The sequence below is a fragment of the Microcoleus sp. N9_B4 genome, assembly GCF_036701635.1.
GTDB lineage: Bacteria > Cyanobacteriota > Cyanobacteriia > Cyanobacteriales > Microcoleaceae > Microcoleus.
In genome coordinates this window covers 132,775-145,407 of sequence record NZ_JAUBRC010000009.1, presented here as the reverse complement: position 1 = coordinate 145,407, position 12,633 = coordinate 132,775, and the positions used below count along the sequence as shown (strand labels likewise).

Below are 12,633 nucleotides of genomic sequence, written 5' to 3'. Positions count from 1 at the left end.
TGAAATTTTTAGGACTAAGGATAATATGCCTCAAAGTAGGGTGTGCACTGCACACCTTACCTATACACATAAAATTGAAGAATTTTTTAGCCTTAGTCCTAATTTGCTAAAGACGTTTCAAAAAAACGTCTTTAGCCAACTTTAAGCTGTGGTAATACTTACCACTTTGCCGCCACGTTTGTTGATTTGCTGCAAGCGGCTCGAAAGTTGCTCGTAAGGCACGAGATATTCGGTAGTAGTCCGCCGCACTTGGGGCGAAAACTTAGCCGAACCTTGCATTGCGGTGACTCGGTATAGTTGGTCGCGAGAACCGCCGGAGGTGCCGCCAAGGGCTTTTCCGGTGGAGGGCGTGTATATCGGCGAAGCCATATTTCTCGCTACTTCCCAAGTCAGCCGGGCTTGGGTTTGGTTTTGTGATCGATCGCTAGAAGCAAAACCCCGGTACAATTGAAACATCCGGTTAAAACCGACGGTTTTTTGACCTCTTTGAGTAGCGAAACCGCGATAGTAAGGCACTATACTGTCGCCAAAATTTTCTTCATACTCAACTGAGTCAATGTAAGAATTGATTTCTGCTTCGTAGCCTTCTGCATTGTACAAATCAACGTGGAAAGCAATTTCCGACTCGTCGTAAGGAGCGCGGCCCAACAAATGCTTGTAATTAAGCTCAATTAACCGCGTTTGCGAGTTCGGATAAAAAAACTTTTTCCGATAAGTTTCGGAATTTGCAATTGACCGCACAAAATCTTTCACTGAAATCTGCCCTTGCAGCAGCAGAGATTCAGCACTGGTAAGTCGTTCGCTCGACATTAAATACTCGTTGCCGAAAACTTGGCTGTAAGCGGCGCGAATTACTGCTTTCGCATCGTCTTGCGTCCAGTGGGGACGCAGTTCAACCCGTCCCGCTTCTTCAAATGCTTTGATTCCCAACCGTTCTGCTGCACTTAATCCCGCCATCTTCGCTTCTCCCTTTTTTGCTTTAAAAACTGAAAACTGCTTAAAAAAAGTATTTGCAAAACTAGGCTTAGATCGCAGATGCCCGGAATTCTAAACAACCGCTAACACTTAAGCTAACAGCAGCTTACAATTCCGGGCATCACGCAAATCTAGCTCAGAGCGTTGATTGCGTAGTCGATGTAGGAAGTCGCTTCAGTTGCAGCGTCGCCACTCAGACCATGGTTGGCTTTGATGTACTTGAGAGCTTCAACGTACCAGCTAGGAGACAATTCAAATGTCCGGTTGATTTCGTCAACACCTGCAATCAGGTACTCGTCCATCGGACCGGTGCCGCCTGCAACTAAGCAGTAGGTTACCATCCGCAGGTAGTAGCCGATGTCGCGAGCGCACTTGGCTTTACCGGTTGGGGTAGAAGCGTAGTTCGGGCCTTGCATTTGTTGGGTGTACGGGAATTTGTTGTACACAGCTTGAGCTGCACCGTCGATCAAGCGCTGAGAGTTGGCGGTCAAAGCTTTGGCTGCTTCCAAACCGGCTGCTGCTTGGCGGAAACGGCCGAAGGCGACTTGCAGTTCAGTGCTGCTCAGGAAACGGCCTTGAGAATCGGCGGCGGTTACTGCTTCAGTCAAAGGGGTTTTCATTGTTCTGGTTTCTCCCTAATGTTGTGTTGTTTTTGTACAAAAATGATTGTTTGCAAAAATGCGATGCTCGCTTCTTTACAAGAAAGGTTCGCTGGGCTATTTTTAGCCGACTGCATTGGCAGCGCGGTCGAAGTAGCTGCCGATTTCAGACATCAGCGAGCTGCAATCACCACGGGTAACGCCGTTGGGGTCGTTAGCGATCGCGATTGCTGCTTCCTTCATTTTTTGCACGCCGGCTGCAACTGAGCCACCGGGAACTCCCAGAGCTTGGTATGTTTCACGCAGACCGTTCAAGCAGCGGTCGTCCAAAACGCTGGCGTCGCCTGCAAATGTTGCATAGGTGACGTAGCGCAAGATGATTTCCATGTCGCGCAAGCAAGCTGCCATGCGGCGGTTGGTGTACGCATTGCCACCAGGAGCGATCAGTTGAGGCTGTTCGGCGAACAGGGTGCGAGCTGCATTAGCTACGATGCTGGATGCGTTGCCGGTGATGCGGTTTACTGCGTCAATCCGCTTGTTGGCGTCGGAAACCATGCTGCTGAGAGCATCTAGTTGACCCTGAGCTAGAAATTCGCCCCGAGCGTCAGATTGGGAAACCACTTTTGTAAATGCGTCAAACATGAAAGAACTCTCCTATTTGAGTTAATTGAGTTTGGTTGCGGTATAAAACCGTTAAGTTAAATTTGTTCAGGCTACGAGTGCCTGCAAGGGTTGAAATTTGATGCCAGCTAATCTGCTGGTCTCATCGATCTCTCCCTTTCCGCTACCTGCACTATTGTTACATTGCAACGGAGGTTTAAGAAACCTTAGAAAATTTTACACCTTTTATGAGATGCGACAAACCTTGTCAATCAGGGTTTTTGTTAACTTTGGCCTGTCGTTTCAACCCTCTGATAATCTTTATACAATGCTCGCCTGCGTTTGTTTATTACAAATTATTACAGAAACTTATCTCTCTAAAAAGGTAAATATTTGGGGTGCAAGTGCGGGCAAATCTCCTTCCTAGGGTAGATGCGAGATGGTCGCAATAAACGCAGAGTTTGCTTCGATCGCCCTGCTGTGGGGGTAGAACCGCCCGGAACCGTCCCGTGGGCCGATCGCCTTTGTTGACTTTCTCTGGAAAAGCCGAATTGTTAAGAAACATTAAGTAAATTAAAGTTTTGGTAAAAGAAGGCTGGGGGAATAGGGAAAAAACCAAAAATTCTGCCCCATGTCAGGAGGGCTGCAGAATTCGGTGTGGGCAAAATCCAAAAGATTGTGAACCCGCTCGCCACAGTCTCAGCTTTTGCCGGAAATATCAGCATTTAGCGACAAAACTCAGCCGTTGGAAGTTGGAAGACCGGGCCCGGTATTTCATAACGCGGGGATTCTTGTATCATAGGGAGTCCTTGGACTTGACCCAAGACCAAGCATCTACTGTGTGCCCTGCAGCGGTTGCCAAAAAACTTTCTTCATCTATATATCTGTTCTATGTTCTGCTTCCCACAGGCTAGTCTTACGCAAGCGTGTGGCAAGCTGAGCATTGTGGAGGGTGAGAAAACCAACATAGGCGATCGAGATTTGTGACCGCAGCGCCATTTTTCTTTTAAAATCAAACAAGGGGAAATAGATGAGTTCGGATACGAGTGTTTTATGACGTTTTTTTTAAGGTAGGTTTTAACCTGCGGCGCACCCTTGCATCCCCGTACTAAAGTCACTTTTGCTTTCAGCTTGTTTTCTGTGTAATAGCCGAAGGAATTGCTAATTTTTAGTACACCACAGTTAAAGAAAGCCGTCCTAGAAGGACGGGGCTTTAAACCCATTATTTTTGGTAAGGTGGATAGGTGCTATCAGCCGTAGGCATACAAACGGCGCGATCGAGCCACCAGACGCAGTGAAGTTAAAAGCTTTTTGCTTCCCCGGCATCGAACGGCCCCAAACCAGTCCCAAGTTAAACAGTTTTTTATTCAGAACTCAAAACTTAAAACTCTCTGACTGTAATCAGCCAGATGGATCGGCTGTAGCTGTCCGGCCGCCACCACCTTTATCCCCCATGCTCGATCGTAATTTATGTCTTCAAATTCTCCCTATTCTTGGCACACCGTAGCAATTGACAAAACTCTCCAGCAGCTAAACAGCAACAAAGACGCTGGCTTGAGCAGCCAACAGGTGTCAGAACGCTTGCAGCAATACGGCTCCAACGAACTCGAAGAAACAGGAGGCCGCAGTCCGTGGTCGATTTTTGTCGATCAGTTCACCAACATCATGTTGTTGATGCTGATGGGTGTGGCCGTGATTTCGGGTTTTTTGGACTTTCGGTCGAATACTTTTCCCAAAGATGCGATCGCCATTTTTGCGATCGTCATACTCAACGGCATTCTCGGCTATTTCCAAGAGCAAAGTGCTGAAAAAGCCCTCGCAGCCCTCAAAAACCTCGCTTCTCCCCTAGTCAGAGTCCTGCGGGACGGCAAAACTTCAGAAATAGCAGCCAAGGAACTCGTACCCGGAGACGTAATGCTGTTGGAGGCTGGGGTAAAAATAGCAGCAGACGCACGCTTGCTCGAAACATCAAATCTGCAAGTCAGAGAATCTGCTTTGACAGGGGAAGCTCTAGCAGTAACCAAGCAAGCCGATCTAGAACTTCCAGAAGATGCTTCCTTGGGCGATCGACTCAACCTGATTTTTCAGGGCACAGAAGTTGTTCAGGGACGAGCAAAGGCGATCGTCACCAACACCGGAATGCAAACTGAACTCGGCAAAATTGCCACCATGCTTCAGTCAGTAGAAACCGAACCGACTCCCCTGCAACAGCGGATGAGCCAGTTGGGAAATGTTCTAGTCTCCGGAGCCCTAAGCTTAGTCGCAATTGTCGTCATCGGCGGCATGATTACCTTCCAAAACGGCAGCATCGGGTTCGATACCAGCAGGTTTGAAGATTTGTTAGAAGTTTCTCTAAGCATGGCTGTGGCTGTGGTTCCCGAAGGACTCGCAGCAGTCGTGACAGTTACTCTGGCACTCGGAACTAGGCGGATGGTGAAACGAAACGCCCTGATTCGCAAACTGCCGGCCGTAGAAACTTTGGGATCAGTTACTACCATTTGTTCTGACAAAACAGGTACTCTGACTCAAAATAAAATGGTAGTTCAGCTAGTGTCTACGGGCGACTGCACAGTCGCCGTCGCAGGCGACGGCTATGCGCCGATCGGAGATTTTACCGATCGCCTGACATCGACCAAAATTAATAATTTAGAGGAATATCCAGAACTCGAATCTTTATTAATTGCCTGTGCAGTTTGCAACGACGCAGTATTGCAACAAGAACAGCAACAATGGCAGATTTTAGGCGACCCCACAGAAGGATCTCTGCTGTGTGTAGCGGGAAAAGCAGGCATTTATAAGGAAAAACAGTCTCAATTGCTGCCACGGACGGCGGAATTTCCTTTTTCTTCGGAACGCAAGCGGATGAGCGTGATTTGCGAAGTGCCCGGCAGATCGGGACATTCGGGATTTCCAGCAGAAAAAGGACAGCAGTCGAATTATTTGATGCTGACCAAAGGTTCTCCAGAGTTGACTTTGGAGCGCTGCAAAGGCATTATAGTCGGCGATCGAGTACAACCTTTAAATCAGGAAATGCGCGATCGCATCCTCGTCGAAAACAACAACATGGCAAGCGGTGGTTTGCGAGTCTTGGGGTTTGCGTACAAACTCTGGGAAAACGTGCCGCCCGAAGGTTCCGAGGAAACCAGCGAACAAGACATGATTTGGCTGGGACTCGTCAGTATGCTGGACGCCCCGCGCCCGGAAGTGCGGGAAGCAGTGGTGAAGTGCCGCGATGCAGGCATTCGGGTGGTGATGATTACAGGAGACCACCAGTTGACAGCAAAGGCGATCGCCTACGATTTAGGTATTGCAACAGAGGGCGATCGAGTTCTCACCGGTCAAGAATTAGAAAAGCTCAGCCAAGAAGAACTCAAACAGCAAGTCGAACAGGTTAGCGTTTACGCCCGCGTCTCCCCCGAACACAAATTGCGGATAGTCCAAGCTTTGCAAAGTTGGGGCAAATTTGTCGCGATGACTGGCGACGGAGTTAACGACGCCCCCGCCTTGAAACAAGCCGATATCGGCATCGCCATGGGGATTACCGGCACCGATGTCAGCAAAGAAGCTAGCGATATGGTGCTCCTCGACGACAACTTCGCCACTATTGTCGCCGCCGCTGAAGAAGGGCGAGTGGTTTATAGCAATATTCGCCGCTTTATTAAATACATTTTGGGCAGCAACATCGGCGAAGTTTTGACAATTGCGGCCGCACCTTTAATGGGTTTGGGAGGAGTGCCGCTGACCCCGCTGCAAATTTTGTGGATGAACTTAGTAACAGACGGCGTTCCCGCTTTGGCCTTGGCTGTGGAACCGGGGGAACCGAACGTGATGAAAAAGCCTCCTTTCAGTCCGCGAGAAAGTATTTTTGCGCGGGGTTTGGGTTCTTACATGATTCGGATCGGGATTATTTTTGCAATTTTGACGATCGCGATGATGTCCTGGGCTTACGGATATACCACCAACCCTAACCATGTTGGAGATCCCGAGGCTTGGAAAACAATGGTGTTTACAACTCTTTGTTTGGCACAAATGGGTCACGCGATCGCAATTCGGTCTAACACTCAGCTAACTATCGAGTTAAATCCCTTCACTAATATTTTTGTTTGGGGAGCTGTGATTGTTACTACTGCTTTGCAATTAATGCTGATTTACGTTCCGCCACTGAGAGCATTTTTCGGCACTCATTATTTAACGGGGTTTGAGTTGCTAGTTTGCTTCGGTTTCAGCGCTCTAATGTTTGTCTGGATCGAAATGGAAAAACTGTTTGTGCGCTTTTACAAATCTAGGAGATAGTGTTAACGGCTGACGGATACTGAGCTAAGTTTGATTATTAGCTAGAGCGCTCGATTGGGGACTGTTTTCAAGAAGATACGCCAGGGTTAAAACCCCTGGCTCACAGCGAAAGTCATTGCTACGAAGACTAAATAGATTGTGTCACAATTAAACATTTATTAGTTCGTTATAATGTCATTGCGAGCGCAACGGTCGGCGAAAATCGCAATCGTAAAGGCTCGCGACTACAAACCCGTAAGGTGCGCCCTACGATGACTGTATTACCAATTACCAATTGCCGATTACCAATTATCGATTACCAATTACTAATATTATGTATTTGAAAACGCTGCACCTACGGCAGTTTCGGAACTACTTAGATCAAAAGGTAGCCTTTGACGCTCCCAAAACCATTTTAGTAGGAAATAACGCTCAAGGAAAATCTAACTTGTTAGAAGCGGTAGAGTTGCTTTCTACATTAAAAAGCCACCGGGTAGGGCGCGATCGCGATTTAATACTCGACTCAAAGCCGATCGGGCAAATTGATGCTACACTCGAACGTCAAACCGGAGCGATCGACTTAGCTTTAACTCTTCGCTCTGGGGCGCGTCGGACACTGAAGCTCAACGGTGAACCCCTGCGCCGCCATTTAGACTTTTTGAGCGTCTTAAATGTAGTGCAATTTTCTTGTTTGGATTTGGACTTAGTGCGCGGCGGACCCGAAGGAAGGCGCAATTGGATCGATCGCCTAGTCATCCAGTTAGAACCGATTTACGCTCACATTTTGCAGCAGTACAATCAAATTTTGCGCCAGAGAAACGCTCTGTTGAAACGTTCTAAAGAAATCAGAAAAGCGGAATTTTCCGACAGTTTTGACAAGATGCGATTTATTGCACCCGAAAGTCCCGAACCGGAAAATACAGAAGACTTACCCATCCCCAATTCCCAATTGCCAATTCCTAACTCCCAATTCCCCATTCCCCGTTCGGAATTAGCTTTGTGGGACGCGCAGTTGGCGACAGCGGGCGCTCGCGTCATCCGCAGGCGCGATCGAATTTTGGAGCGTTTGATGCCTTTAGCTCGAAATTGGCACCGTTCAATTAGCGGTTCAGCAGAAGTTTTAGATGTGAAATACGATGCTAATATTGAAGTAAGTTCAGAATTTATCGCTAAAGACAATCTCGAAGGAGTGCGACAAGCATTTTTAGAGAAAATTCAAAAAAGGGCGATCGCAGAACAGTTTCAAGGAACCACTTTAGTCGGCCCCCACCGCGACGACATTACATTTACAATTAACAATACCCCAGCTCGTCAATACGCATCCCAAGGTCAGCAGCGAACTCTGGTATTAGCATTAAAATTAGCCGAACTGCAGCTTATAGAAGAAGTCGTCGGCGAAGCGCCTTTACTGTTGCTCGACGACGTACTTGCAGAACTCGATCTGAGCCGCCAAAATCAACTTTTAGAAACAATTCAAGAACGATTTCAAACTCTGATTACTACAACTCACCTAGGTGCTTTTGATGCTCAGTGGCTGCGACAAACCCAAATTCTCTCCGTCGTTGCTGGACAAATCAATCGATTTTAGATTTTAGATTTTAGATTTTAGATTGACAAATTTTCTGTTTCATGGTATTAATGCAAAAATTTTGAAAAATTGGCATTATTACCTCAATTCGAGATAGGATAAAGGTTAATTTTGATTGCAGCTTTCGCTTCCATTTTTCTTAACCCTTATGAAGCATTACATTTCCCGTCTGTTAGCCCTGGTATTAGTTGTTGTCATCGGCGTAGCGGGCTGTACCAATGTTCCGGCCACTCTGAGTGGAGATTATGGCCAAGACACATTAGCATTAGTGAAGAGCTTGAGAACAGCGCTCACTTTGCCAGAGGGCACGCCGGAAAAAGCAGCCGCTCAAGCCGAGGCTCGCACAAGTATCAACGATTTTTTTGCTGAATACCGCCGCGATCCCGCTCTTACCAAGTTGGCCTCTTTCACGACAATGCGGACGGCATTAAACTCTTTGGCCGGGCATTACAGTTCCTATCCAAACCGTCCCGTTCCTGAAAAATTGAAAAAGCGTCTTGAGTCAGAATTTCAGCAGATTGAAGCTGCTCTTAACAGAGGAGCTTAATCTCAAAATTTAGGATCAAGGATAAATTTTAATAATTCATCTTTCATCCTTGATATTTGAGTGTTAACAATTTTTAGTAGAAATATCAACTGCTTTTAGCGCCCACTGTATCCAGGCGCTTTTTTATGCAGAATTTAGGGAAAAAATACTCAAACATTGAACTGGATATGATTTCAATTCCGGGCTTTTTACTCATTTTATTCTTTAGTATGTTATAGAGGGACTTCGTTTGTAGAATAGCGGTTTCAAGTGGCGAGTCTTATCTTGCCTGCCGTTATTTGATCGCACATAATATAAATAGTCGCCAGACAGAATTTGCATTGTGCGATCGACTTGTGCCATAACTAAGTCAACCGAAAAAAGTAGAAAATTTGTAGCTGCTTGTTGAGCGCGATCGCAAAAATGCGATCGCCACCCAATTTAAACCAGAAACCCCATTCAATTATCCCATGAAAATTGCACCAACTCGCATCGCGAATTTTCAACACCAGCGACGCTTTTTAAGTGCGGTAACTGCTGTTTTAACCAGTAGCTTCATCAGCCAGCTTGTTTGGCCGTTTATCGGAAATCAACCAGCTTTTGCCCAAACATCAGCCTATTGCCAATTATCCCCAGAACAAGTCAATCAAAAAGAAGACTTGCGCCGCGCCGCGCTGTCGGGAAAACGGGAATCTCAGCAAGCATATTTTGCTATTTTGAACAAACATGCGCGGGAAATAGCAGAATGCCGACAAAAAACTTGGCCCGAAACCCAAGCAATTTGGCTGCGTTTGTATCCCTGCGATGTCAGACCCGGAGAACTCGATCGAGTATTAGACAAAGTTGTGAATAAAGGCTACAACCAAGTCTATGTCGAAGTGTTTTACGATGGTCAAGTGCTGCTACCAGTCGCAGACAATCCTACGGCTTGGCCTTCTGTTGTGAGAAATCGCGGTTACGAGAAATACGACTTGTTAGAAAAGGCGATCGCCAAAGGCAAACAGCGAGGTTTAAAAGTATACGCCTGGTTATTTACCATGAACTTTGGCTATACCTATGCTCAGCGTCCAGACAGACAGCAAACCCTCGCTATCAACGGTAAAAATCAGACAAGTTTAACAGTAAGCGAATACGCAGCAATTAACGAGGACTTCGGAGAAGTTCCGGGCAATCAAGCCTTTATCGATCCGTACAACCCACAAGCACGGCAAGACTATACTTTGTTAGTAAATCAAATAGTCAAGCGGAAGCCACAAGGAATGTTATTCGACTACATTCGCTATCTAAGGGGCATCGGACCCGCTTCAGTTGCTACCAAAGTTCAAGACTTGTGGATTTACGGCCCAGCATCGCAGCAAGTTCTGTTGCAGCGGGCTAACAATCAGCAAGGCCGAGATTTAATTCAGCGATATTTGACTAAGGGATTTATCAATACTAATGACGTTCAAGCAGTAGTCAAACAGTATCCAACTGAGAAAGAACCTCTTTGGCAGGGTCGAATTCCGCAGGCGATGTCAGTAGCAACTACAGCTACTAGAAGCCAGAATGCCGCATCAAGATCAGCCTCAACAACTCCCCCCGGTAACAAGCCAAACCCTGCAACTCCCACACCAAAACCGACACCGCCGCTTCCCGATACCGGCATTCTGCAAAAAGATTTGTGGAAACTGAGCGTTGCTCACGCAGTCCAAGGGATTTTAGATTTTTTGGGAATAGCAATTCAACCAGCTCAAAGGATGGGAATTCCTGTAGGAGCAGTGTTTTTTCCCACTGCAAATCAAGCGATAAATCAAGGGGGATATGATTCGAGATTGCAGCCTTGGGACACATTTCCGGCTGCTATAGAATTCCACGCCATGTCTTACGGAAATTGCGGGGATGTAAGCTGCATTGTGCCACAGGTGCAGCGGACTGTAAGTTTAGCGCCTGCGGGAGCAAAAATCATTCCTGCTATTGCTGGAGATTGGGGAAAACCTCTCAAAAATCGGCCGTCTTTGGAGATTCAAATGGCGGCTATTCGCTCTGCGACGCCGCAAATTAATGCGGTGAGTCATTTTGCTTTTGGGTGGCAAGAACCGGAGGATGAAAGGGCGCGGCAAACTTGCCGATTGTAGATACATTCCTGGACGCACAGGGTGTCATCACCTTGTTCTATGGTCGCGGAAAGACCATGAAAGGGTAGATTTTTGATCTATAAACCGGGTTTTTCTATCGGAATCGGCGGCGAACCACGATTGATTTTTCTAAAAAAACCCGGTTTTTGCCTAAGTCTTGCTTGAGTGCGATCGACCTTTTGCCAAAAAAATTAATTTACCAAACCAAATTTTCAACCTAGCTGAACAATCAGGCATAATGAGATTGTTCACAATAAATCCTCTACCTGATGAGTCCCAAAATTAATAAAAGATGGGTAATTAAAACCGTTCTACTTATCGGATTGAGCCTTACAACTTCCCTGTTGTGGGAAAACAGAAAAACCGCCAATTCAAATCCGCTAATACCGATCGCACCCGTTGACAATCCCCCGCCAAACCTCCTTAAACCCCGAAAACTAAAAACACCCAATTCTCCCTCCGCAACTCCCTCTCCCAAACCTCCCGAACAACCTTTAGTCTTCGCACCGCCCGCGCAATTTCGCAGCCAAATAGTTTATAAAGCCAGTATTAACAACTCAAAAGTTATCGCCCTGACATTTGACGACGGCCCTTCGCCTGAAACTGTGAAAATATTAGAAGTTTTGCACAAACATAACGCAGTAGCTACATTTTTCTGCTTGGGTGCAAATTTGCGGGAGTATCCAGAAATTGCGAAAAGAGTTGTGCAAGCGGGAAATGCGATCGGCAATCATACTTGGCATCACTATTCTCACAATGTTACCGAAAAACTAGCCTCAGATGAAATAGATAATACTGGCGTTCATATTTATCGATCGACTGGGGCAAAAAGTTTCTTGTTTCGCCCCCCCGGCGGGCGCTTAAATAACGGTTTGGCAGATTACGCTAAAAAGAAAAATTATGTAGTGGTGATGTGGTCGATCGACCCTAAAGACTTTTTGCAACCTCCGGCCGCTGCGATCGCCCGTAGCGTGCTATCCCAAGCTTCAACGGGGGCGATCGTATTGTTGCACGACGGCGGCGGAAATCGCCAGCAAACAGTAGAGGCGCTATCTGCAATTATTCCCAAACTCAAACAGCAGGGATATCGTTTTGTAACCGTACCGCAACTACTGCAAATGCAAGCTGGACAAAAACAGCCAATTGCCGATCAAAAATCCCAATAAACAGACATCTAGGCCAAATTAACTTACTCAGAATTTCATCTGCGTTCATTTGCGTTCATCTGCGGTTAAAAAACTAAATCATGCTAAACTCATTAATAACCATAAAACCCTTTATTAATCATAATGCAAAAACTTCTATCAAGAGACATCAACCTCCGCTATCTAATCGATAACTTCGGCTTACAGCGAGTTCGTAACAGTGAATTTTTCCGAGAATGGCAAGAAAACTTGCCCGAAGTAACAGACTTAGAAAAACAATTGCTCGATCGCGTCCAAGACATATACTTCAACTTGGTAGACACCCCGCCTGTATTAGAAAATGCAGTCAAGCTAACAATCATCAGCCCCATTTTGTTTATTGCCGGTCTGTATGAGTCTCCTTTTCAAGTCAAAGCCGAAAAGTCGATCGCAATTCAAGAGGAAGACGAAGGCAGAATCATCGAAGGCAGAATAGATATCCTAAATATGAAAGCAAACTTGTGGGTGACAGTAATTGAATCCAAACAACTTTCGTTTTCAACTGACGAAGCACTTGCCCAACTCCTGACATATATGCTCGCAGATCCCGATCCCGAACCTCCTACTTTTGGCATGATTGCCACAGGTGCTAACTTCAATTTTGTCAAGTTAGTTAGAGGCGAAACTCCCCAGTATGCGCGATCGGCTGAATTTGTTATTTCCAATCCCGGCAATGAATTGTACCGGGTTTTGCAGATTTTAAAACGCCTGAGTCAACTTCCAGACTAGCAATAAAAGCCATTTTGAGTTATCTTTCAAAACAGACAATCTCTAA

At 46.3% G+C, this 12,633-nt stretch carries 9 protein-coding genes; 6 read left to right on the top strand and 3 right to left on the bottom strand.

Translation table 11 applies throughout. From position 1 onward, the window contains the following. Nucleotides 1-141: 141 nt before the first annotated feature. The 3 genes from QUA43_RS08725 to QUA43_RS08715 form a co-directional block, all read right to left on the bottom strand. The gene (locus QUA43_RS08725; RefSeq protein ID WP_333372835.1) at nucleotides 142-957 is read right to left on the bottom strand and encodes a phycobilisome linker polypeptide; all 816 of its coding nucleotides are present in this window, start codon (nucleotides 955-957) and stop codon (nucleotides 142-144) included. A 149-nt stretch (nucleotides 958-1,106) separates the two neighbouring features. Further along, on the bottom strand, nucleotides 1,107-1,595 hold the full coding sequence (gene cpcA / locus QUA43_RS08720; protein ID WP_172185445.1) for a phycocyanin subunit alpha: 489 nt from the start codon (nucleotides 1,593-1,595) through the stop codon (nucleotides 1,107-1,109). Between the two features lie 102 nt (nucleotides 1,596-1,697). Beyond that, nucleotides 1,698-2,216 (bottom strand): phycocyanin subunit beta, encoded by a 519-nt coding sequence (locus QUA43_RS08715; protein ID WP_333037001.1) that lies wholly within the window; start codon nucleotides 2,214-2,216, stop codon nucleotides 1,698-1,700. Between the two features lie 1,428 nt (nucleotides 2,217-3,644). Between QUA43_RS08715 and QUA43_RS08710 the strand changes: the two genes are divergently transcribed. From QUA43_RS08710 to QUA43_RS08685, 6 genes are all read left to right on the top strand, one after another. Beyond that, the gene (locus QUA43_RS08710) at nucleotides 3,645-6,467 is read left to right on the top strand and encodes a cation-transporting P-type ATPase (protein WP_333372832.1); all 2,823 of its coding nucleotides are present in this window, start codon (nucleotides 3,645-3,647) and stop codon (nucleotides 6,465-6,467) included. Between the two features lie 313 nt (nucleotides 6,468-6,780). Further along, nucleotides 6,781-8,034: a DNA replication/repair protein RecF gene (locus QUA43_RS08705; protein WP_333372830.1), complete on the top strand. Its 1,254-nt coding sequence runs from the start codon at nucleotides 6,781-6,783 to the stop codon at nucleotides 8,032-8,034. 148 nt (nucleotides 8,035-8,182) lie between these two features. Beyond that, entirely contained in the window at nucleotides 8,183-8,581 is a 399-nt protein-coding gene (gene psb27 / locus QUA43_RS08700) for a photosystem II protein Psb27 (RefSeq protein ID WP_333206148.1), read from the top strand. A gap of 449 nt (nucleotides 8,582-9,030) precedes the next feature. Further along, nucleotides 9,031-10,674 carry a family 10 glycosylhydrolase gene (locus tag QUA43_RS08695; RefSeq protein ID WP_333372827.1) on the top strand — a complete coding sequence of 548 codons (1,644 nt, stop codon included), beginning with the start codon at nucleotides 9,031-9,033 and terminating at the stop codon, nucleotides 10,672-10,674. Nucleotides 10,675-10,943: 269 nt separating this feature from the next. Next, entirely contained in the window at nucleotides 10,944-11,840 is an 897-nt protein-coding gene (locus tag QUA43_RS08690; protein ID WP_333372825.1) for a polysaccharide deacetylase family protein, read from the top strand. A gap of 123 nt (nucleotides 11,841-11,963) precedes the next feature. Beyond that, nucleotides 11,964-12,587, top strand: a complete 624-nt coding sequence (locus tag QUA43_RS08685; protein WP_333372822.1) for a restriction endonuclease subunit R — start codon at nucleotides 11,964-11,966, stop codon at nucleotides 12,585-12,587. The last annotated feature ends 46 nt before the right edge of the window (nucleotides 12,588-12,633 follow it).

Coding starts and splice junctions, on each gene's coding strand:
- QUA43_RS08725 (WP_333372835.1), bottom strand. CDS start 957: ATGGCGGGATTAAGTGCAGCAGAACGGTTGGGAATCAAAGCATTTGAA.
- cpcA (WP_172185445.1), bottom strand. CDS start 1,595: ATGAAAACCCCTTTGACTGAAGCAGTAACCGCCGCCGATTCTCAAGGC.
- QUA43_RS08715 (WP_333037001.1), bottom strand. CDS start 2,216: ATGTTTGACGCATTTACAAAAGTGGTTTCCCAATCTGACGCTCGGGGC.
- QUA43_RS08710 (WP_333372832.1), top strand. CDS start 3,645: ATGTCTTCAAATTCTCCCTATTCTTGGCACACCGTAGCAATTGACAAA.
- QUA43_RS08705 (WP_333372830.1), top strand. CDS start 6,781: ATGTATTTGAAAACGCTGCACCTACGGCAGTTTCGGAACTACTTAGAT.
- psb27 (WP_333206148.1), top strand. CDS start 8,183: ATGAAGCATTACATTTCCCGTCTGTTAGCCCTGGTATTAGTTGTTGTC.
- QUA43_RS08695 (WP_333372827.1), top strand. CDS start 9,031: ATGAAAATTGCACCAACTCGCATCGCGAATTTTCAACACCAGCGACGC.
- QUA43_RS08690 (WP_333372825.1), top strand. CDS start 10,944: ATGAGTCCCAAAATTAATAAAAGATGGGTAATTAAAACCGTTCTACTT.
- QUA43_RS08685 (WP_333372822.1), top strand. CDS start 11,964: ATGCAAAAACTTCTATCAAGAGACATCAACCTCCGCTATCTAATCGAT.